The 21,092-nt window shown below is 39.1% G+C and carries 19 protein-coding genes; 13 read left to right on the top strand and 6 right to left on the bottom strand.

The annotated features are described in order from the left end of the window. The first annotated feature begins 301 nt into the window (after window positions 1–301). From ACYSNQ_RS01590 to metG, 3 genes are all read left to right on the top strand, one after another. On the top strand, window positions 302–1,690 hold the full coding sequence (locus ACYSNQ_RS01590; protein WP_426081017.1) for an amino acid permease: 1,389 nt from the start codon (window positions 302–304) through the stop codon (window positions 1,688–1,690). Then, entirely contained in the window at window positions 1,683–1,838 is a 156-nt protein-coding gene (locus ACYSNQ_RS01585; protein ID WP_426081016.1) for a hypothetical protein, read from the top strand. Before ACYSNQ_RS01590 ends, ACYSNQ_RS01585 begins: the two co-directional genes overlap by 8 nt. A gap of 147 nt (window positions 1,839–1,985) precedes the next feature. Then, the gene (metG, locus tag ACYSNQ_RS01580; protein WP_426081015.1) at window positions 1,986–3,995 is read left to right on the top strand and encodes a methionine--tRNA ligase; all 2,010 of its coding nucleotides are present in this window, start codon (window positions 1,986–1,988) and stop codon (window positions 3,993–3,995) included. A 107-nt stretch (window positions 3,996–4,102) separates the two neighbouring features. On the opposite strand, the gene ACYSNQ_RS01575 is transcribed toward metG, so the two are convergent. The 3 genes from ACYSNQ_RS01575 to ACYSNQ_RS01565 all read right to left on the bottom strand — a co-directional run bounded on the left by ACYSNQ_RS01575 (window position 4,103) and on the right by ACYSNQ_RS01565 (window position 6,329). Further along, the gene (locus ACYSNQ_RS01575; protein WP_426081014.1) at window positions 4,103–4,363 is read right to left on the bottom strand and encodes a DUF2187 family protein; all 261 of its coding nucleotides are present in this window, start codon (window positions 4,361–4,363) and stop codon (window positions 4,103–4,105) included. After that, window positions 4,360–4,599 carry a hypothetical protein gene (locus ACYSNQ_RS01570; protein ID WP_426081013.1) on the bottom strand — a complete coding sequence of 80 codons (240 nt, stop codon included), beginning with the start codon at window positions 4,597–4,599 and terminating at the stop codon, window positions 4,360–4,362. The genes ACYSNQ_RS01575 and ACYSNQ_RS01570 overlap by 4 nt, the downstream gene beginning before the upstream one ends. 1,130 nt (window positions 4,600–5,729) lie before the next feature. Further along, window positions 5,730–6,329, bottom strand: a complete 600-nt coding sequence (locus ACYSNQ_RS01565; protein ID WP_426081012.1) for a hypothetical protein — start codon at window positions 6,327–6,329, stop codon at window positions 5,730–5,732. 382 nt (window positions 6,330–6,711) lie between these two features. Between ACYSNQ_RS01565 and ACYSNQ_RS01560 the strand changes: the two genes are divergently transcribed. The 4 genes from ACYSNQ_RS01560 (at window position 6,712) to ACYSNQ_RS01545 (ending at window position 9,762) form a co-directional block, all read left to right on the top strand. Continuing rightward, the gene (locus tag ACYSNQ_RS01560; RefSeq protein ID WP_426081011.1) at window positions 6,712–7,482 is read left to right on the top strand and encodes a TatD family hydrolase; all 771 of its coding nucleotides are present in this window, start codon (window positions 6,712–6,714) and stop codon (window positions 7,480–7,482) included. Beyond that, a complete protein-coding gene (gene rnmV / locus ACYSNQ_RS01555; protein WP_426081010.1) occupies window positions 7,479–8,051 on the top strand; it encodes a ribonuclease M5 in 573 nt (190 codons plus the stop codon). Before ACYSNQ_RS01560 ends, rnmV begins: the two co-directional genes overlap by 4 nt. Next, window positions 8,048–8,929: a 16S rRNA (adenine(1518)-N(6)/adenine(1519)-N(6))-dimethyltransferase RsmA gene (gene rsmA, locus ACYSNQ_RS01550; RefSeq protein WP_426081009.1), complete on the top strand. Its 882-nt coding sequence runs from the start codon at window positions 8,048–8,050 to the stop codon at window positions 8,927–8,929. The genes rnmV and rsmA overlap by 4 nt, the downstream gene beginning before the upstream one ends. 233 nt (window positions 8,930–9,162) lie before the next feature. After that, window positions 9,163–9,762: a hypothetical protein gene (locus ACYSNQ_RS01545; RefSeq protein ID WP_426081008.1), complete on the top strand. Its 600-nt coding sequence runs from the start codon at window positions 9,163–9,165 to the stop codon at window positions 9,760–9,762. A 323-nt stretch (window positions 9,763–10,085) separates the two neighbouring features. Here the strand turns inward: ACYSNQ_RS01545 and ACYSNQ_RS01540 are convergent, their stop codons facing one another. The 3 genes from ACYSNQ_RS01540 to ACYSNQ_RS01530 all read right to left on the bottom strand — a co-directional run bounded on the left by ACYSNQ_RS01540 (window position 10,086) and on the right by ACYSNQ_RS01530 (window position 13,607). Then, window positions 10,086–11,240 (bottom strand): pyridoxal phosphate-dependent aminotransferase, encoded by a 1,155-nt coding sequence (locus tag ACYSNQ_RS01540; protein WP_426081007.1) that lies wholly within the window; start codon window positions 11,238–11,240, stop codon window positions 10,086–10,088. Between the two features lie 188 nt (window positions 11,241–11,428). Then, complete coding sequence (locus ACYSNQ_RS01535) at window positions 11,429–12,151, bottom strand: amino acid ABC transporter ATP-binding protein (RefSeq protein ID WP_426081006.1); 723 nt, start codon at window positions 12,149–12,151, stop codon at window positions 11,429–11,431. Next, a complete protein-coding gene (locus ACYSNQ_RS01530; RefSeq protein ID WP_426081005.1) occupies window positions 12,144–13,607 on the bottom strand; it encodes an ABC transporter substrate-binding protein/permease in 1,464 nt (487 codons plus the stop codon). The genes ACYSNQ_RS01535 and ACYSNQ_RS01530 overlap by 8 nt, the downstream gene beginning before the upstream one ends. Window positions 13,608–13,832: 225 nt before the next feature. On the opposite strand from ACYSNQ_RS01530, the gene ACYSNQ_RS01525 reads away from it, so the two are divergent. The 6 genes from ACYSNQ_RS01525 to adhE all read left to right on the top strand — a co-directional run bounded on the left by ACYSNQ_RS01525 (window position 13,833) and on the right by adhE (window position 21,005). Continuing rightward, window positions 13,833–14,930 (top strand): iron-containing alcohol dehydrogenase family protein, encoded by a 1,098-nt coding sequence (locus ACYSNQ_RS01525; protein WP_426081003.1) that lies wholly within the window; start codon window positions 13,833–13,835, stop codon window positions 14,928–14,930. Between the two features lie 389 nt (window positions 14,931–15,319). Further along, a complete protein-coding gene (gene tgt, locus ACYSNQ_RS01520; protein WP_426081002.1) occupies window positions 15,320–16,465 on the top strand; it encodes a tRNA guanosine(34) transglycosylase Tgt in 1,146 nt (381 codons plus the stop codon). Window positions 16,466–16,546: 81 nt separating this feature from the next. Beyond that, complete coding sequence (gene yajC / locus ACYSNQ_RS01515) at window positions 16,547–16,921, top strand: preprotein translocase subunit YajC (RefSeq protein ID WP_426081001.1); 375 nt, start codon at window positions 16,547–16,549, stop codon at window positions 16,919–16,921. Between the two features lie 206 nt (window positions 16,922–17,127). After that, window positions 17,128–17,412 (top strand): post-transcriptional regulator, encoded by a 285-nt coding sequence (locus ACYSNQ_RS01510; protein ID WP_426081000.1) that lies wholly within the window; start codon window positions 17,128–17,130, stop codon window positions 17,410–17,412. A 122-nt stretch (window positions 17,413–17,534) separates the two neighbouring features. Continuing rightward, window positions 17,535–17,954 (top strand): GNAT family N-acetyltransferase, encoded by a 420-nt coding sequence (locus ACYSNQ_RS01505; protein WP_426080999.1) that lies wholly within the window; start codon window positions 17,535–17,537, stop codon window positions 17,952–17,954. Window positions 17,955–18,407: 453 nt separating this feature from the next. After that, on the top strand, window positions 18,408–21,005 hold the full coding sequence (adhE, locus tag ACYSNQ_RS01500; RefSeq protein ID WP_426080998.1) for a bifunctional acetaldehyde-CoA/alcohol dehydrogenase: 2,598 nt from the start codon (window positions 18,408–18,410) through the stop codon (window positions 21,003–21,005). The last annotated feature ends 87 nt before the right edge of the window (window positions 21,006–21,092 follow it).

The raw sequence follows: 21,092 nt of genomic DNA, 5'->3' as shown, positions 1-21,092 counted from the left end.
TTATTCAAATACAGCAAATGATAAATACGTATTTTTATCTGTGGTACAACTAGGGAATTATGATAAATCCTATAGCTCAAGTATTTTCCTTTCATTTCTTAGCATATTTTTATTGTATATTCCTCCTTTTTCTTGTTAGACTGTTGAAGGAATGTTTTTCAGCAGGAGCTGTGCACTTTTCAAATGGTCTGTGAGGAACGAATGAACAGTCGATTTTCGTCACAACTGAGGCTGGAGGAAAGAATCAGCTGCTTTTGAACAGTATTAAGCTGTATAATTATGGAGTTTTTGGAGGATAGGTATGTCGATTTTTAGAAAGAAAACACTAACTGCTCAGCCGATACAGGAAACTGGCATGAAGCGGAATTTGAAAACAATGGATCTGATTATGCTGGGGATTGGAGCAATCGTAGGAACAGGGATTTTTGTTATCACCGGAGTCGCTGCTGAAGAAACAGCAGGACCGGCGCTGACGCTTTCTTTTCTAGTAGCAGCCGGAGCGATAGTTTTGTCTGGTTTATGCTATGCTGAGTTTGCTTCCAGGATACCAGTGCTGGGAGGACCATACGCATATATGTACGTAGTGTTTGGTGAATTTACTGCATGGATGACAGGCTGGCTTGTTATTTGTGAGTTTTTCTTAGCGGTTTCTTCGGTTGCCTCAGGCTGGTCTGGTTATGTTCAGGGATTTCTGAGTAGTTTGGGTATAGCATTACCTCAAGCCTTAAGCGGAGCTTATAATGCGGCAACAGGAAGCTACGTGGATTTGATTGCGGTACTAGTCCTTATTTTCGTCACTTTTTGGGTTTCATTGGAAGCGAAGACTGCTTTACGTTTAAATAATTTAATGGTTTTTGTAAAATTTGGTATTATTTTACTTTTCATTCTTGTGGGAATATTTTATGTAAAACCAGCAAACTGGCAGCCGTTTATGCCTTTTGGTTTTAATGGTGTGCTGGGAGGCGCAGCCATTGTATTCTTTGCTTTTCTAGGATTTGATGCAGTCAGTATGGCTGCAGAAGAAGTAGAAAATCCTCAAAGAGACATCCCAAGAGGGATTATTGGTTCGATTGTTATTGCTACAGTTCTTTATATCGTTGTAACATTGATCCTAACAGGAATCGTTCCTTATACTTCTTTAGGGGTGAAGGATCCGGTAGCTTTTGCAATGCGCTTTATTCAAAAGGATGCTGTAGCCGGGATTATTTCAGTCGGCGCGATTTTGACGCTGCTTACAGTAACCATTGCAATGATGTATAGTCTGGCTAGAATCGTTTATGCTATCAGTAAAGATGGACTATTGCCGAAGTTTATGGGAAAAATTGATAAGAAGCACCATACGCCTAAGAATGCGACCTATGTTTCCGGCGCAGCTGCGATGCTGTTTGCAGGTTTCTTTCCTTTGAGTCTGCTGGCTGAGCTGACCAACATTGTGACCTTAATGTACTTGATTTTTATGGGACTAGGTATTATTAAGCTGCGGCGTATGCTGGGGGAACCAAAAGAAGGGGAATTCCGCATACCTTTTGTTCCTGTGCTGCCGTTAATCTTGGTCGTAGTTAGTATTGGTTTAATGCTGAAGCTGCGGTATGCAACATGGCAGGTATTTGCCATTGCTTTGATAATCGGAGTGGCTATCTATTTCCTATATGGTTACAAGCATAGCAATATGAACAAGAACGTTGAATAGACAAGTGAAGCTGCATGTTTTAGCAACTGATTTTGACTGTTCTAAAGAACAGCTCATTGAAGAAAAGGGAGTTCCATTAACTTCTCATCAAGAACATTCGCCTGCTGTTCTGCTGGATGCCTCTTCATGTATCTGCGGGACAAACTGATGCATATCCGCTGAGGAAACTGATAAAACAGCGCTCAGGATAGAATCTTTTACAGGAATTATATAGTTCAGATATTGCTAAATATGTTATACTGTTTAGGAGCAAAAAGAGGGACTTTGGAAAAAAATAGAAGGAGGACGTTCCTAAATGACAAAAAAAGAAACATTTTATATTACAACACCTATATACTATCCGAGTGGACAGCTGCATATCGGAAATTCTTATACAACTATTGCCTGCGATGCGCTGGCACGCTACAAACGCTTGATGGGATTCGATGTTCTTTATCTAACAGGTTTGGATGAGCATGGACAAAAAATTGAACATAAAGCGAAGGAGTTAGATGTAACCCCTAAAGAATATGTTGATAAAATGGCAGCAGATGTTCAAAAGCTTTGGAAAACCTTGGATATTAGCTATGATAAGTTTATTCGTACAACGGATGAGTATCATGTGAAAACCGTTCAGCAGATTTTTAATCAGCTGCTGGATCAGGGAGACATCTATCTTGGCGAATATGAGGGCTGGTATTCTGTTTCAGATGAAGAATACTTTACTGAAACACAATTAGCTGAGGTATATCGCAACGAAGATGGAAAAGTAATTGGCGGAAAAGCGCCAAGCGGTCATGAAGTAGAGCTGGTTAAAGAAGAATCTTACTTCTTCCGTATGAGTAAATATGCTGAACGACTGGTTGACTACTATAATGAGCATCCGGAATTTATTCAGCCGGAATCCCGTAAAAATGAAATGATTAACAATTTTATTAAACCAGGTTTGGAAGACCTTGCTGTTTCCCGGACAACCTTCTCCTGGGGAATTCCTTTAACAAGAGATCCAAAACATGTTGTATATGTTTGGATTGATGCACTATCCAACTATATTACGGCGTTAGGCTATGGTTCAGAGGATGATAGCTTGTTCCAGAAATATTGGCCGGCAGATGTTCAAATGGTCGGAAAAGAGATTGTCCGTTTCCATACAATTTATTGGCCGATAATGCTGATGGCATTGGATCTGCCATTACCTAAGAAGATTTTTGGTCATGGCTGGCTAATGATGAAAGATGGAAAAATGTCTAAGTCTAAAGGGAATGTTGTTTATCCTGACATGCTTGTAGAGCGTTATGGACTGGATGCTTTGCGCTACTATCTACTGCGGGCAATACCTTTTGGAAGCGATGGTATCTTTACACCAGAGGATTTTGTTTCCCGTTTGAATTATGATTTAGCTAACGATTTAGGCAACTTGTTAAACCGGACAATTGCGATGGTTAATAAGTATTGTGACGGTCAAGTACCAGCGTATAAATCTAAAGTGACGCCATTTGACAGTGAACTTTCGACAACTGCGGCAAATGTTATTGGCCGGTATCATGAAGCCATGGAGAAAATGGAATTCAATACAGCAATTGCTGAAGTCTGGACGCTGATTTCTCGTGCAAATAAATACATTGATGAGACTCAGCCATGGATATTGGCGAAGGATGAAGAGAAGAAAACTGAACTAGATAGTGTTATGGTTCATTTAGCGGAAACGCTGCGGATTGTAGCGATTCTTCTGCAGCCTATGATGACGGAAACACCTAAGAAAATTTATGAGCAGCTGGGACTTGATCCTGAAACCATGAACATGGAATCTATTCATTTTGGTGAATTCCCTGCAGATGTAAGAGTAACTAGCCAAGGTACGCCAATTTTTCCTCGTTTGGATATCGAAACAGAGGTTGCTTATATCCAGAGAAAAATGTCTCAAGGCGCTAAGAAAGAAGCCGAAGAGATTAAATGGAACCCAGAGGAAACAACCTTAGAGTCTGTTAAAGAAAAGCAGATTAAATATGAGGATTTTGATAAAGTAGAAATTAAAGTAGCAGAGGTTATTGACTGTAAAAAAGTTAAAGGGGCTGATAAGCTGCTGCAGTTCCGCTTAGATGCTGGTGACAATCAGCACAGACAGATTCTCTCAGGGATTGCTGAGTTCTATCCAGATCCTGCTGCATTAATTGGTAAAAAGGTAACGATTGTTGCGAACTTGAAGCCTAGAAAGATGAGAGGCGAAATCAGCCAGGGAATGATTCTTTCAGCAGAGGACAAGGAAGGCAGACTTCAAATTGTTGAAGCACCAAAAGATATGCCGAACGGTTCAATCATCGCATAATAGAAACACGCGAAGAGCGGCATAGAAATTTGAGCCCGTAAACATGAAAAATCCCCTCAGTTTAGAAAATTTTTCAAACTGAGGGGATTTTTTATTGTAATCAGGGATTAGATATCTTCAAAAATTTTTTTATAGTTCACTACAATTTTGTAATTATACTTTTCTCTATTCTCTCTTGACAGCTCCTGACAGGCAGAGATATCCACTAGACAGCTATTTGTGTATTTTTTTGAAAGGATACCATGAATCGAAGAGTTGAATAGTTCAGAGTAAAAGGTTATCATTTGACCTTCCTTGTAATTCTGGTTTATGGAAGTTTCCTGATAAAGAGTAAATGGTGCATAACTTTTTTTAGAAAATGAACTCATTGCCGCTCTCCTTCTTTCTTTAATCGAATCAGCTGCTGCAGCTGTTCCGTATTATTAGAAAACTCTTTTTGCATTGCTGAAAATTTTTTACAATGGGTACAATCAGAAGCATCTCCAGCCTCATGGGCTAGGGTTTCTTTATGCAGCAAAATTAAATCTGAACAATGGCGAGCTAAAAGAATTTGTCGAGATCTAATCTTTTGCAGCATGGTTATTTGGGGCGCTGAAGGCATCATTTCAACATCTCCTTTTCTCTATTATACGACGAATATAAGAGTAGTGCTGATTAATCTTAATAAAAAATTAATATTTTCAGTGAGAACTCAATTTTTAATGGAAAATAGCTAGAAGGCTGATTATAAAAAAGTTTATGAATTTGTCAAAATTTACAATATTTAGCAAAAAAAAAGTAGTGGGAAATTCTCAATAACAGGAAGGAATTAGAGTATAAGTGAGGATTTTGCTCGAAAACCAGTTTTTATAACTAACTGTAGTCCAGTATGAAAAAATGTTGGAAACTAAATTTTTCCAGATTAGCACCAAGTTACATTGATTGGTTGATGTTAAAATCAGGAGGGGTTAAAATAAAAAATTAATCACTTTATTTGCTCGAAAGCTAGTCCTGATTGCTTCGAAAATTGGCTCTCAAAAGTATTTAGTAGCAGTTAGAGATGGATTTGTAGGCATCAGTCGTTGATGACTGTGGGGGCGCTGACAGTCTTAATTAATAATCTGGCAAGAGATTCCCTATCAACCTTTGATGAACAATCTATTTGGCGGAGACAGCCTGTACAATTGCCAGGAATAGAAAAAATACAAAAGAAGGAAGGAAACGCATTCGTCATTTAAAAATCAAGGATATAGTTGACAAGGCAGATGTTTTAAATAAAATTGTTTCCATTTATAAATGAAGACTTCAAGTTTATGCGCGAAGAGACAAAAAATAAAATAGCTTAAATCGTTAAAGAACCAATTATTTAGATTCGAACCAATCATTATTTCATAAAATGATGACTGCGTTGAAATTTTTTGTGTAACTATAGAATCTCCTATAAACTCCGTTCAAAAAGCAGCAAGATTAAAAGAGTTTTGCTTCAAGAGCCAGTGGGGTACTGTTCAACATCAGCTTATACTTCACTGTGTTTCTCAGCAATAAGCCGTACTATATTGAAAATATGTGATGAAATCCATTTTCGTATAGTACGGCTTATTGCTGAACTTTTTATTTGTTGGTAAAATTTTTATAGTAGTACTATCGAAGGAAAGCACGGGTAGCTAGCAGTTAAGACCTCGTTCATGAGTAGTATTCTTATACCTATTGCTCAAGAACTGAATATGTTCGTTCAGTCTTTCCAATTAAAACCTGTTAAGAATTGATTTTTTTAGATTTGCGTAGACCGCGAATTTTCTTTGGTAAGAATACTAGGAATAGGGAGTAAGGCATGCTGATGATAGCGCCGGCCAGACTTCTGCTGATAAAGCTATATTGATACAGCCATTTCAACATAAAATGAAAAGCCGTGATACCGATTAAAACTAATACAAGTGTTAGCCAGCGTGAATCAAGCGACAGCAGCGCTTGCCCCAGACGAGCCATGAGAGGATACAGGTAAAAAAAGACTCCCACTAGAGTAATTCGCCAGTTTTTAATAGCAGCGCCAATATTTAGTATGAAAAAGAGGACCGACAGCAGTAATGCGATAGGCGGAAAAAAGGCAATCAATGCGGAATAAAGACTTCCCCAAATAAGCATCAGCGGTCCCTTAATAAATGCTGTTAGAGCGATTAAGAATAGAATCAATAGTACCTGATGGGTGATGCTGGCGTAGACGAGTAGCGTAAATAGCGTCAACAGTCCCCAATGCCAGATTGTTTGAGTCTGATCCTTTCTGCGGCTGATTACTTTTTGTTCAATAGACGATTTTAATAAGTCAGAAGAGAAAATGGTTTGCTTTATATGTTTCATAAACATCAACTCCTAACAATAATAGATGATTTCTGATAAAGAAGCGTAGCTGGCTATGCATTTTTGTCTATACTTTCCAAAAAGCTTCTTTTGACTAGATAGTCTGAGAAAAAAACGATTGGGCTGCATTGGCGGGGGAGCAGCCTGTTTTTTTAAGGCAAGCTATCCTACTGGCTTGATACAGACAACCGTTTAAAAGATTTATCTAGTAGATGAAGTGTAACAGGAACTGAAGATATGTACATCAGACTAGGGACTGATAAGACAGCAGCTGTAAAATGGTTTGTTACTAATCTTGAATAGAACATTTTTTCTATTTCAAGTGTTTTATTCAGCTTTCTGGTAAAATATGATAGAGTAGAACAGGCAGGGAGGAAGAAAAATGATTTTTGATACACATACACATCTGAATGCAGAACAATTTGCAGAAGATATTCCGGAAACTGTTGCACGAGCAACAGAATTAGGTGTAACAGAAATGGCAGTTGTTGGTTTTGATACACCAACAATTACGAAATCGCTGGCTCTTAGTCAGGAATATCCAAATATACACAGTATCATTGGCTGGCACCCGACAGAAGCTGGGAGCTACACCAAAGAGATAGAAGCACAGCTTCAGCAGCAGCTGACTAATCCAAAAGTTGTGGCTCTTGGCGAAATTGGCTTAGATTATTACTGGATGGAGGATCCAAAGGAGCTTCAGGCTAAGGTGTTCCGCCGTCAAATCGCTATTGCCAAAGAAATGAATTTGCCAATCAGTATCCATATGCGGGATGCTATTGAAGATACTTATCAGATATTAAAAGAAGAAGATGTTCGGGATATTGGCGGTATCATGCACAGCTATAGTGGAGATGATGAGTGGATGAAACGCTTTTTAGATTTGGGCATGCATATTTCTTTTAGCGGTGTAGTATCCTTCAAAAAGGCAACTGATGTACAGGAAGCAGCTGCTAACGCGCCAATTGACCGCTTATTGGTTGAAACGGATGCACCCTATTTGGCACCAGTTCCTTACCGCGGTAAAAGAAATGAGCCCGGCTATACCAGATATGTAGTAGAAAAAATAGCGGAATTAAGAAATATGGAGTGGGAAGAGCTTGCAAAGCAAACAACAAAAAATGCACACAAGCTGTTCAGAATAGCAGAATGATAGATAAATTGAAAATTGAAGAAATTATTGTTGTTGAAGGTAAGGACGATACAAGACGGTTACAAGAAGTCGTTGAGGTAGATACAATCGAAACAATAGGTTCAGCAATTAATGAAGACATCCTGACTCAGATTGAACATGCCCAAGAAACAAGGGGCGTGATTATTTTTACTGATCCGGATTATTCAGGAGAAAAGATTCGGAAAACCATTATGGAAGTGGTGCCGGACGCCAAGCACGCTTTTTTATCTCGAAGATTGGCTGAACCTAAGCGCCGGGGAAGTAGTCTGGGAGTAGAGCACGCCAGTGATGAAGCAATCATTGAGGCTCTTAAGTTAGTAGTTACACCAATTAATGAAGAAGATGATTATGAAGACATACCTAGACAAGTATTGCTTGACTATGGTTTAATAGCAGGAGCCAATGCAAAAGAACGCAGAGAAAAGCTGGGTGACGAGCTGCGGATTGGGTATACCAACAGCAAGCAGCTGATAAAAAGGCTGCAGATGTTCCGTATAACAGAAGACGAGCTGAAAGCAGCGATGGCTAAAGTGGAGGAATCACTGTGACCGATTATAAAGATATTGCGACCCCTTCCCGTACGAAGGAGATATTAAAAAAGCACGGCTTTTCATTTAAGAAAAGCCTAGGACAAAATTTTCTGACCGAACCCAACATATTAAGAAAAATCGTTGAGACTGCGGAAATTGATCGACAGACAAATGTGATTGAGGTTGGTCCTGGTATTGGTGCTCTCACAGAGCATTTAGCTCGTCATGGAGCAGAGGTTCTAGCCTTTGAAATTGATGATCGATTGATTCCTGTACTTAAGGATACGTTAAGTCCTTATGATAATGTAACTGTTGTTCATCAGGATGTGTTGAAAGCGGACTTAAGTACAGAGATAAAACGGGTTTTTAAGCAGGAGCTGCCCATAAAAGTCGTGGCAAATCTGCCGTATTACATTACGACACCGATTATGATGCACTTTCTGGAATCGGATTTAGAAATAGCCGAAATGATTGTGATGATGCAAAAAGAAGTAGCAGATCGAATCTCTGCAAAACCGGGAACCAAAGCCTATGGTTCGTTGTCCATCGCCGTTCAGTACTACATGGAAGCGGCAGTCGCTTTTATCGTGCCGAAAACAGTCTTTGTACCGCAGCCGAATGTTGATTCTGCGATTATTACATTGAAAAGACGGGCTCAACCGGCAGTTCAAGTAACGAATGAAAAAGAGTTTTTCAAACTGACAAAGGCATCATTCCAGCTGCGAAGAAAAACGCTATGGAATAATCTGACTCATTTTTACGGGAAAGATGAAAAAACAGTGACTTGGTTAAAAATCAGCTTGAACGAAGCTGAAATTGAACCTTCCCGCAGAGGTGAAACACTAAGCTTAGAAGAATTTGCCCGTCTCAGCAATACACTTGAAAAAAATAAATAGAAACAGCTGTTTCTTATTAAAAAACACATGAATAGATGAAGGAACGTACCGATTCAAAAAAGTTAGACCAAAAATCTAGCTTTGGGGAGTCGATACATCTTCAGAATGATTCGTGTGTTTTTTTATATTTAAAATAAAAGGGTTTTCAAAGCAACGTGTGTCTTGACACCTCTATTTTTTTTGATTAGAATAGGATTCATGATATGTGTCAAGACACATTTAGGAGGAAGAAAATGAGAAAAAATTCTGTCAGACAACTGACAATTTCAGCGTTATTAATTGCGATGGGAATTATTATTCCAATGGTAATGCCCCGAATTACTATTGGCCCAGCATCATTTACACTAGCAAGTCACGTGCCATTATTTTTAGCTATGTTTATTTCACCTGAAGCAGCAGTAGCTGTGGCCTTGGGAACAGGTTTTGGTTTCTTTTTATCAGCCACACCAATCATTGCACTACGGGCATTGTCCCATATTGTTTTCGCAGTTATCGGCTCAGTTTACTTGAAAAAGCATCCGGAAGTAGCACTGCAATCTAAACAGTTTTCTTTATTAAACGGACGGTTTCAAGTGTTTAACCTAGTCATTGCCCTTATTCACTCTGCTGTTGAACTGGTAGTCATCACTGTTTTCTATACAATGGGGAATCTACCGGAAACCTATTACTCTGATGGATACATTTATTCTATTTTGCTGTTAATGGGAATCGGCGGAATCATTCACAGCCTTGTGGACTTCAATATCGCTTATTTTCTTGCGGGCAGTCTTAGTAAGGCTTTTGACATTCCAGTGTTTACGAATGCAAAAAAATATTTACAAAATAATTTATAACAAAAAAGACGAGACAACGTATTCAGCTTATTCCTGCCAGTATAATTTCTGTAGCAACTTACTGTAAGCAAGTGAGGATAAGTCATGAATTTTGCATTGTTGTTTATATGAACTTGAAAAGTATTTGGTGAGTCTGTCTAAACTGGAATAATCGGCGGTTCAAAAGCTGCTTCTTCAAAAATAAGCCGTACTATATTGAAAATGTGTGGTAAGACCCATTTTCGTATAGTACGGCTTATTTCTGAGAAACACAGTGAGGTATGAGCTGATGTTGAACAGTACCTCACTGGTTCTTGAAGCAAAAGACTATTAGCCCTGCCTGTTTAATTAAACGTCAACTTTTCAATCCGGTCAAAGGCTTCTTTTAAAACGTCTAGACTTTGTGTTGCCGCTAGACGCACATGATGATCTCCTGTTGTTTCACCAAAAGCTTTTCCGGGAATAACCAAAACATTTGTTTCTTTCAGCAGCTTTTCAGTAAAAGCGACTGAACCGAGCTGAGTCTGTTCAATATTAATAAAGGCGTACATAGTACCTTGGACTGGCAGCATCGATAAGAAAGGAATCTCCTGCACGCGTTTTTCTACATATTCCAAGCGCTCTTTAAAAACGGACACAACCTCTGGTATGAGAGTTTCTGCATGAGCTAGAGCATAAATGCCAGCTTGTTGGGAAGGTGAAGGTGCTGAATAAGTAACACTTTCATTAATTAGCTTAGCAGCTTGATTAATATAGGAAGGAGCAATCATATAGCCAATCCGCCAGCCAGTCATAGCAAAGGCTTTTGAAAAGCTGCTAAAGGTAATTGTATGCTCAGGGGCAAAGACTGCCATAGGAACAAAATCTTCATAGAAGGCAAAAGCTTCGTAGACTTCATCTGAAAGAATATAGAAATCATGAGCAATCGCCAGCTCAGCTATCTGTTTGAATGTTTCTGGAGCAAACACCGCACCTGTCGGATTGTTCGGCGAGTTAATAATAATAGCTTTCGTTTTATCCGTGATGGTCTGTTTTAAGCAATCAATATTGATTTGAAAACCATCTTCTTCAAAAGTAGGAAGAAAAACAGGTTTTCCTCCTGCAAACAGCACCTGATCCTTATAGGGAGAAAAATAAGGTTCATGGATAATCACCTCGTCGCCGGGATCAAGAATTACCTGTAAAGCGAGATACATGCCATGAAGAGCTCCAACTGTTGCTCGAACCTGATCAACCGAAAAATGGAGGTTGTACTGCTTTTGATAAAATTGGATAACAGCGTCTAAGAATTCGCTGCTGCCGCCGGAAGCAGTATATTTGGTGTGTCCTGCTTTGGCATCTGCAAATGCCGCATCAATAATCTTTTCAGAGGTGATTAAATCAGGATCTCCTATAGAAAGGTCAATCAAATTAGGTATTTGCTTTGCAAGTGTAGCAATATCCATTAAAATATTTTCAGCCGGCTGCTGATGCCGCTTTGCAATTTTGGAAGAATCCATCCAAACATCTCCTTACATATTCTTGAATTGAAATACAGTTTTTAGTTTAGCTGCTTATTGAAAAAGACGAAACAGAGATGCAGCAGACTAAAATGGTGCTAAGAAATAACAGAAGCATTTACTGCTGAAATCTGTCTTTTTCTATGTCTGACACTTCTGTTTCGACTTACTATCTGTTTTTGGTTGTTTTACAAAACTTTTCTCAAAAAGTCCTGTGTTCTAGGATTTTTTGGTTGACCAAAAATTTCTTCAGGCGTTCCTTCTTCTTGAATAACGCCTGCATCCATGAAGATGACGCGGTCTGCAACCTCACGAGCAAAGCCCATTTCATGAGTAACAACAACCATAGTCATTCCTTTTTCAGCCAGAGCTTTCATAACGGCTAGAACTTCTCCAACCATTTCCGGATCAAGAGCAGAGGTTGGTTCATCAAAAAGCATCACATCCGGATTCATGGCTAAGGCTCTAGCAATTGCTACACGCTGCTGCTGTCCGCCTGATAAGCTAGCTGGATAGCTGCTGCTTTTTTCTTCTAGACCAACTTGTTCTAAAAGACTGAGTGCTTTTTGTTTCGCCTGTTCAGGATCTTCTTTTTTTACCTTAATAGGGCTAATTGTCAGATTTTCAAGAACAGTCTTATGAGGAAATAGATTGAAGCTCTGAAAAACCATGCCCATTTTTTGCCGTAGTTCATCTATATTCGTATCTTTATCTAAAAGATTTTTACCTTCAAATTCAATTCGGCCTTTTGTCGGCTGTTCTAATAAGTTCAGACAGCGCAGAAAGGTACTTTTTCCGCTTCCGGAAGGGCCGATAATTACAACCACTTCGCCAGCATTTACAGTTAAGTCAATTCCTTTAAGGACTTCATTTTTATCGAAGGATTTATATAAGTTCTCAATATTAATCACTAGTGCTCATTCTCCTTTCGGCTACACCCAACAGACGGGAAATTGTAAAGGTTAGGACAAAGTAAATCAGTGAAACGACCAGATACGGCAGGAATGGCTTGAAGCTTGCACCCTGAACATTCCCAGCTTGGAAGATTAGTTCGGAAACACCGATAACAGATACAACAGAAGATTCTTTAATAACTGTAACGAATTCATTTCCTAAGGCTGGTAAAATGTTTTTAATTGCCTGAGGCAGAATAATAAAGCGCATGGCTTGAGATTGATTCATACCTAATGAACGGGCCGCTTCCAGCTGTCCTTTATTCACCGCGTTAATTCCAGCACGAACAATTTCAGCAACATAGGCGCCGCTATTCAAAGTTAAGGCAATACAGCCGGCTGCCAGTTTTGATAAGTCCAGACCTAATACACCTGTACCAAAGTAAACAATAAAAATCTGAACTAGCAAAGGTGTTCCTCTAACGTATTCAATATAGATAATCGCTAAAGCACGTAAAATTTTGGATTTTGACAGCTTCATAAGTGCTAGTAGACCACCAAACAACGCACCGAACAACACACCGATAAAGGCTAGAAAAATAGTATAACCGGCACCGTTCAAGTAGAATTTGCCATATTTTTGAAGGAAGCCTTCGTTGTCGTCAAACATTAATTCAGCAGCTTCTTTTTTATAGCCATCCAAAAGATTATTGTCATTAATCGTTTTAATGGAAGCATTCACTTTTTCATTTAAGATAGGTGTGTTTTTAGCCATCGCAATCGCTGTTTGCTTTTCACCTTCAGTGAAAGATACATCAGCAAAGACTAAATCATCATTTCGATCAACATAAGCTTCGGCGACAGGACCTTCAAGTATAATTGCATCAACCTTTTTATTCTTCAGGTTCATCACTACATCAGGTACTTTCTGTAGAGAGGTTGGTATTGAACCAAGCAATTCATTTTTTGCAAGATCTTCCTGTGTGGTCTGTTTTTGAACACCGACTTTTACATCTTTAAAGTCACTCGTTGAATGAAACTTATCCTGATCTGTTTTACGGACGATAACCCGTTGCTGGACAGTCATATAAGGATCTGAGAAGTCGACTTCTTTTAGCCGTTCAGGAGTGGGAGCCATTCCTGAAATAATCAGATCGATTTTGCCGGTTTTTAAAGCACCTAACAGGGCATCAAAGCCAAGCTCTTCTATTTTTAGCTTAACACCCATATCGTCTGCGATTTTTTGGGCAATCGAAACATCAAAACCGACGATAGTATCTTTTCCATCAACATCTGTGTGGAACTCATAAGGGGCATAGTCAGCGGACAAGCCGACGATTAGTTCACCGCGTTGAATAATCCCGTCATAGATAGAATCTGTTTCTTCTGCTGCTGCCGTCTGAACAGTCAGCAAAGGAATGAATGCCATTAAAAGCGGCAGAATAAAAGCAATTATTTTTTTCCATTTTTTCATGTGCCGAACTCCTTTAGTTATTTAATAAATAATTATGCTGAAAAACTGAATAAATGTATAAAAATTTATTGTTTTTCGATGTGATTTATCATATCATAGTTTGTAATAAACGAAAAGATATAATGTTTAACTAATCAAAAAAATGAATAAAAAATTAGGTCGTATCTAAAAATGTCGGCGGCATCCGGATTTTCAGATACGCCTCAGCTAAGGAGTAGAATGTGCATGGAGCAATCATTAATTGTTAGAGGAGCACCGCAGGAGTATGAATGTCGTTCCGGAGCCTGGAAAGGACTGGAAAATCATTTACAGAGAAGGGGCATCGAACGGGTGCTGGTGCTGCATGGAAAGTTTTCTTGGGAAGCTGCAAAGCCTTTTTTCCCTAAACTAGTGAACACGTATACCAGCTTTATGACATACCGGGGAGAGTGTACGGATGACGAAGTTGAAACTGTTTCAACTCTCATTGAGGCTGAGGCTTTGACTGGTATTGTTGCTGTAGGCGGCGGCAAAGTTGCTGATTTAGGCAAAGCAGTTGGAAATAAATGCAGGATACCAGTTTTGATTCTACCGACGCTGGCTGCTACCTGTGCAGCCTATACTCCTTTAAGTGTTATGTACAATGAGGATGGTTCGATGGACCGTTATGATATCTTTCCAGTCAGCAACGCACTGGTATTAATTGAACCGGAAGTATTGCTGCATTCGCCAGTAGATCTAATGATTGCTGGAATCGGTGATACATTAGCAAAATGGTATGAAGCAGATACTATGATTTCTCAGCTTGATATACAGCCGATTGAGATTGGCGTAGCGGCTTATGCAGCTCGTCAGTGCCGTGATGTTTTGCTGAGAGATAGCCAAAAAGCTATAGAAGCAATGACAGGCGGACGTATAAATCAGCCCTTTCTGAATGTTGTCGAGACTAATATTCTTCTTGGGGGTATGGTCGGTGGCTTCGGTGATGATTACGGCCGAACCGCAGGTGCTCATTCCATCCATGATGCATTGACGATTTTGGCAGACAGCCACCATCAGCTTCATGGTAATAAAGTAGCTTACGGCGTTTTCGTTCAGCTTGTAATTGAAGAAAAATGGGAAGAAATAGAACAGCTACTACCTTTTTACCGCTCATTAGGTTTACCTGCTTCTTTGAAGGATATGGACTTTTCTCTTTCTGAAGAAGAGTACGATTTGGTCTCTACTCGAGCAGCAGCTCCCGATGAGACGATTCATTATATGAAGGAAGTTATTACTCCAGAAGTTGTGAAACAGGCTATGCTTAAATTAGAAGAGTATATGGCAGCAAAAAAATTAAGATAATTTCATAAAATAATATAAAAAAGACGACTGGTGAATCTAGAAAACGCAAGTCGTCTTTTTTATAAACTATACCTTAAATAGTTAGATATATCTCAATTAACTAAAAGACAACTGCTGCTGTAGCCTTTGAGATAAAGAGGAACTATAGCCTCTCCTTCCACTCTGCTAGAGGTTCCTACACAAGAGGAACTGGCGCTAGCTCATAAAAGCGGGTGGAACTCATTGGAGTTCATAGGATTCACGTACGCCTACCATTCCACTAGAGGTTCCTACACCAGTGGAACTGGTAAAATGCTTCCTATTAAGTGGACAAAGAGAAATCTTGCAAAGCGACTGGAAAAACAGTATTATGGGAAAGGACTAATTTTGAATAGAAAGTAGGGAAATGAATGACGGAACCAGCCATTCGTTATCGTTTAATAAAGAAAGAAAAGCATACAGGAGCTAGACTAGGTGAAATAATCACGCCCCATGGCACATTCCCGACACCAATGTTCATGCCTGTAGGAACTTTAGCAACAGTAAAGACCATGGCTCCGGAAGAATTAAAAGAGATGGGTGCCGGTATTATCTTAAGCAATACCTATCATTTGTGGCTTCGCCCCGGAGAAGACTTGGTAGAAGAAGCAGGGGGACTGCATAAATTTATGAACTGGGATCAGCCTATTCTGACAGATTCCGGCGGCTTTCAGGTATTCTCACTTAGTGATATGCGAAACATTACTGAAGAAGGGGTACATTTTAAGAACCATTTGAATGGTTCACCAATGTTCCTTTCACCGGAAAAAGCTATTGACATTCAAAATAAGCTGGGCTCAGATATCATGATGAGCTTTGATGAGTGTCCGCCATTTGATGAAAGCTACAGCTATGTGAAGGATTCAATCGAAAGAACCAGCCGCTGGGCGGAACGGGGATTGAAAGCACATAAAAATCCTGACCGCCAAGGCCTATTTGGTATTATTCAGGGAGCTGGTTATGAAGATCTTAGAAGACAAAGTGCAAAAGATTTAATCAGTATGGATTTTCCCGGCTATTCAATAGGAGGACTATCAGTAGGGGAACCTAAGGAAGAAATGAATCGTGTGCTTGAATTTACAACACCATTGATACCTGAGAATAAACCACGTTACTTAATGGGTGTCGGTACCGCTGATTCGCTGATTGACGGCGTCATTCGCGGCGTGGATATGTTTGATTGTGTATTGCCGACACGGATTGCCCGCAACGGAACTTGTATGACTTCTCAAGGACGCCTAGTTGTTAAGAATGCTCAGTATGCCAGAGACTTTCGACCGTTAGATGAGAAGTGTGATTGCTATACATGTAAAAACTATACGAGAGCGTATATTCGCCACTTAATTAAATGTGATGAAACCTTTGGTATCCGCTTAACTTCTTATCATAATCTATACTTCTTGCTGAATTTGATGAAGCAGGTTCGTCAGGCAATTATGGATGATCAGCTGCTGGAATTTAGGCAGGCATTTTTTGAAGAGTACGGCTTTAATAAAGAAAATGCGAAAAGTTTCTAAAAATTATGGTAAATCACTAGTGTTATCAACGTTTTTTTGTTACAGTTAAATGTGATTATATTAATTAATGAGGTGAAATGAATGGGCGGCGGATTTTCAATGATTTTAATGCTGGTAGTTCTTGGAGGAATGATGTTCTTTATGACACGTTCTCAAAAGAAACAGCAGAAGGAACGTCAGGATTTATTAGGTAGTATGAAAATCGGAGACAGTATTGTAACGATTGGCGGACTACATGGCGTAGTTTCAGAATTTGACGATGTGAACAGAACGGTTTTTGTCGACTGTGAAGGGATTATTTTAGAGTTTGACCGTCAGGCAATTCGTACTGTAAAACCAAACATCACTGCGGACGCACCAATGGTAGATGTTGTAGAAGAAACAACAGAAATTGATTTAGATAAACACGAACCTTCTGTTGACGAAGCACCAAAAGAAACAGAAACAAAAGAATAATGCTTAGGTAGAAAAGCCTGTTCATTGCTTGATCAGCTTTGAGAAAGCAAAAAAACTTAGAATTGACAAGGCTGGAACTTAATAACTTCCAGCCTTATTGTTTGCGGCCTATGTAGTGCAAGATTTTAGTGTTAGGCTTTTTTAGAAAGCTAAGGATGCTAAATGATCAAACTACTTTTAGGTGTAAATGATACGGAGAGGGGAACATGATGAAAAAGCTGTCTTGGCATCAGAAGATGCTTTTATCAAAAGAAATAAAAACTAAATGCCGTTCCTTTCATGAAGATGGCTATACGTCTGTAAATGAGCAGGAGCTGTTGAATTATCTGCTTTCTTATCGATGGAAGAGTAAACCAAAACTATCAATTAAAGAATGCAAAAATGATATTTTACATATTCAGCCAAATGATTTTTTTGATTACCAGCAGCTGATTGCACAAACCAGTCCCTTTCGTTTTAACGACTGGCATGATATCGAAGATTTACTATAGTAGTTTTTTAGCAACGAGTCAAAGGCTGGAAGAGGCTGCTTGAAAACAAATAGTAGGAGTCAAAAGGAACTCACAGCAGTTCCTTTTTTTATTTAAATAATAGAAAGCAGGGGAGAACTTTGATGAATCAAAAGGTACAGCTAACGAATAAGAGACCCACACCCGAGCAATTTCAGCAATTACGAGTAAACGCCGGACTTTCACCGAGAAATATAGATTCTATTGCTAAAGGACTTGAAAACAGCTGGTGCTGCATAACACTTTGGAATCATCTGGATGAACTTGTTGGAATGGGACGATTGATTGGTGACGGGGGAACTGCCTTTCAAATTGTTGATATAGCGGTTAGACCTGATTATCAGGGACAGGGATTAGGAAAACAAATTATGAGTGCACTGAAAACCTACATAGATGAAAAAATCCCTTCAGCTGCCTATGTAAGCTTAATGGCTGATGGTCAGGCAAAAGAGTTATACCGACAATATGGCTTTAGTGAAACATTACCCGAATCAGAGGGGATGTATTATAAAAGAAGAAAATGAAGGTTGTGTTTAATTGGATTGTCCAAACTTTTTAAAGGTTGGTGTGTGAAAATATACAGCTAATTGTACACTAATGAGCAAATTGAAAAGTCTTGGATAACAATTGCTTGACTGAATACCTTGCAAAGCAAAGAGGTTGTGACAGAAGTGTTCAGCTTTAAGCAATAAGGCGGAAATTCCGAAAATTGTTCTACAAATTTTTGCGAATTTCCGCCTTATTGTCGGAGAAGTTACTTCTGAAACACCGTTTATCCGGGTTTAAGGGACTGAGGCATACTAATGTCACAGCCCCTTTGCTTTTATATTATTGCCTTTTCTAATGAAAACGATTTAAATAAAAAACTGTGAAAAAAATCACAAAAAACTATTTACAAGAAAAAAAGAATGGTGTATGATGTGTATGTGAAATAGTTAACAAGCAAACTTTTGATAAATTATTTTAGGAGGATTACAATGGCGAAAACAAAGAAAAAAGAGGAAGCTAAGACTCTTGACGTTCAAACAATGATCGACGAGCTGGCTGCCAAAGCAAATGTTGCATTAAAAGAAATGGAAAGCTTTGATCAAGAAAAGGTTGACCATATTGTTCACGAAATGGCAATGGCTGCGCTAGATCAGCATATGCCTCTAGCTAAAATGGCAGTTGAAGAAACTGGCCGTGGAATTGTGGAAGATAAGGCAATTAAGAACATGTATGCTTCTGAATATATTTGGAACAGCATTAAACATGATAAAACTGTTGGTGTAATCAATAAAGATGACCAAACAGGTATAATTGAAATTGCTGGACCAGTCGGCGTTGTTTGTGGAGTAACTCCTACAACAAACCCAACTTCAACAACAATCTTTAAAGCAATGATCGCCTTAAAAACTGCTAATCCAATCATTTTTGCCTTCCACCCAAGTGCACAAAAATGTTCTGCTGAAGCAGCTCGTATCGTTCGTGATGCAGCTATCGCAGCAGGAGCTCCTGAAAACTGTGTACAATGGATTGAACAGCCGTCAATCGATGCAACTTCTATGCTGATGAATCATCCTGGCGTTGCAATCGTATTAGCAACTGGCGGTCCTGGAATGGTTAAATCTGCGTATTCAACTGGTAAACCAGCTTTAGGAGTTGGTGCCGGTAACGTACCAGCATACATTGAAAAATCAGCAAAAATCAAACGTGCGGTGAACGACTTAATCGTTTCTAAATCTTTCGATAACGGAATGATTTGTGCATCTGAGCAAGCTGTAATTGTAGATAAAGAAGTTTATGCAGCTGTAAAAGCTGAATTTGAAGCGCATCAAGTATACTTTGTAAAACCTAACGAATTACAAAAACTTGAAGATGCAGTAATGAACGAAGGTAAATACGCAGTAAATCCTGCAATTGTAGGTTATTCTGCTGAACATATTGCAAGCTTAGCTGGAATCAAAGTACCTGCTGGAACGAAGATTCTGATTGCTGAACTTGAGGGTGCTGGACCTGAGTATCCGCTATCACGCGAAAAACTTTCTCCAGTTCTAGCGATGATGAAAGCAAAAGATACAGACCACGCTCTTGATTTATGTGAAGCAATGCTTGAATTGGGTGGATTAGGACATACTGCATGTATCCATACAGAAGATGAAGATTTACAGGTTAAATTTGGTATCCGCATGAAAGCTTGTCGTGTTTTGGTTAACACACCAACAGCTGAAGGTGGTATTGGTAATATCTACAACGAAATGATTCCATCATTGACATTAGGTTGTGGGTCTTACGGTAAAAACTCTGTCTCTAAAAACGTATCTGCAATCAATTTGATTAACATCAAAACTGTAGCGAAACGGAGAAATAATATGCAATGGTTTAAATTACCACCAAAGATTTTCTTTGAAAAGAACTCATTACAGTACCTGCAAAAAATGGAAAATGTTGAGCGCGTAATGCTGGTTTGTGACCCAGGCATGGTTCAATTCGGATATGCAGATACAGTTCGTAAAGAATTACTAAAACGTAAAAATGATGTAAAAATCGAAGTATTCTCTGACGTGGAACCTAACCCGTCAACAAATACAGTATACGCTGGAACAAAAGTAATGACAGACTTCCAACCAGATACAATCATCGCATTAGGCGGCGGTTCTGCAATGGATGCTGCGAAAGGTATGTGGATGTTCTATGAGCACCCAGATACATCATTCTTCGGCGCAAAACAAAAATTCCTGGATATCCGTAAACGTACGTATAAAATTGATAAAGCAGTTAAAACACAATTTGTATGTATTCCGACAACTTCAGGTACTGGTTCAGAAGTAACACCATTTGCGGTTATTACTGACAGCGACACACATGTGAAATATCCATTGGCTGATTACGCATTGACACCAGACGTTGCAATCGTTGACCCGCAATTCGTTATGTCAGTTCCTGCATCTGTAACAGCTGATACTGGTATGGACGTATTAACACATGCGATTGAGTCTTATGTATCCGTAATGGCATCTGACTACACACGTGGTTTGAGCTTACAAGCAATTAAATTAGTCTTTGACTATTTAGAAAAATCAGTGAAAACTCCTGATATGGAATCTCGTGAAAAAATGCATAACGCTTCTACAATGGCTGGTATGGCATTTGCGAATGCATTCTTGGGAATTTGTCACTCAGTAGCTCACAAAATTGGTGGAGAATATGGTATTCCTCACGGACGTACGAATGCAATTCTATTGCCTCATATTATCCGTTACAATGCCAAAGATCCTTCAAAACATGCAATGTTCCCTAAATATGACTACTTCCGTGCAGATACAGATTACGCGGATATTGCGAAATTCTTAGGTCTGAAAGGTAAAACGACTGCGGAATTAGTAGATGCTTTAGTTAAAGCAGTTGCTGATTTAGGTACTTCTGTAGGAATTGACATGAGCCTGAAAGCACAAGGTGTTACTCAGGAAACTCTTGATTCAACAGTTGACCGTATGGCTGAATTAGCTTATGAAGACCAATGTACAACTGCGAACCCTAAAGAGCCGTTGATTAGTGAACTGAAACAAATCATTATCGATGCTTACAACGGATAAGCTAAACTAATGAACAAGATGAACCGAAAGGATGAGAGATTCATTCTTTCGGTTTTTTTGTTATGCCAAAATTATGACTTCAAATTT

This window comes from Enterococcus sp. LJL51 (assembly GCF_054871795.1).
This window is presented reverse-complemented; position numbering and strand designations above follow the sequence as displayed.

Bases quoted from the DNA above. Each gene is read 5' to 3' on its own strand.
- ACYSNQ_RS01590 (WP_426081017.1), top strand. From the start codon at position 302: ATGTCGATTTTTAGAAAGAAAACACTAACTGCTCAGCCGATACAGGAA.
- metG (WP_426081015.1), top strand. From the start codon at position 1,986: ATGACAAAAAAAGAAACATTTTATATTACAACACCTATATACTATCCG.
- ACYSNQ_RS01575 (WP_426081014.1), bottom strand. From the start codon at position 4,363: ATGAGTTCATTTTCTAAAAAAAGTTATGCACCATTTACTCTTTATCAG.
- ACYSNQ_RS01570 (WP_426081013.1), bottom strand. From the start codon at position 4,599: ATGATGCCTTCAGCGCCCCAAATAACCATGCTGCAAAAGATTAGATCT.
- ACYSNQ_RS01565 (WP_426081012.1), bottom strand. From the start codon at position 6,329: ATGAAACATATAAAGCAAACCATTTTCTCTTCTGACTTATTAAAATCG.
- ACYSNQ_RS01560 (WP_426081011.1), top strand. From the start codon at position 6,712: ATGATTTTTGATACACATACACATCTGAATGCAGAACAATTTGCAGAA.
- rnmV (WP_426081010.1), top strand. From the start codon at position 7,479: ATGATAGATAAATTGAAAATTGAAGAAATTATTGTTGTTGAAGGTAAG.
- ACYSNQ_RS01545 (WP_426081008.1), top strand. From the start codon at position 9,163: ATGAGAAAAAATTCTGTCAGACAACTGACAATTTCAGCGTTATTAATT.
- ACYSNQ_RS01540 (WP_426081007.1), bottom strand. From the start codon at position 11,240: ATGGATTCTTCCAAAATTGCAAAGCGGCATCAGCAGCCGGCTGAAAAT.
- ACYSNQ_RS01530 (WP_426081005.1), bottom strand. From the start codon at position 13,607: ATGAAAAAATGGAAAAAAATAATTGCTTTTATTCTGCCGCTTTTAATG.
- ACYSNQ_RS01525 (WP_426081003.1), top strand. From the start codon at position 13,833: ATGGAGCAATCATTAATTGTTAGAGGAGCACCGCAGGAGTATGAATGT.
- tgt (WP_426081002.1), top strand. From the start codon at position 15,320: ATGACGGAACCAGCCATTCGTTATCGTTTAATAAAGAAAGAAAAGCAT.
- yajC (WP_426081001.1), top strand. From the start codon at position 16,547: ATGGGCGGCGGATTTTCAATGATTTTAATGCTGGTAGTTCTTGGAGGA.
- ACYSNQ_RS01510 (WP_426081000.1), top strand. From the start codon at position 17,128: ATGATGAAAAAGCTGTCTTGGCATCAGAAGATGCTTTTATCAAAAGAA.
- ACYSNQ_RS01505 (WP_426080999.1), top strand. From the start codon at position 17,535: ATGAATCAAAAGGTACAGCTAACGAATAAGAGACCCACACCCGAGCAA.
- adhE (WP_426080998.1), top strand. From the start codon at position 18,408: ATGGCGAAAACAAAGAAAAAAGAGGAAGCTAAGACTCTTGACGTTCAA.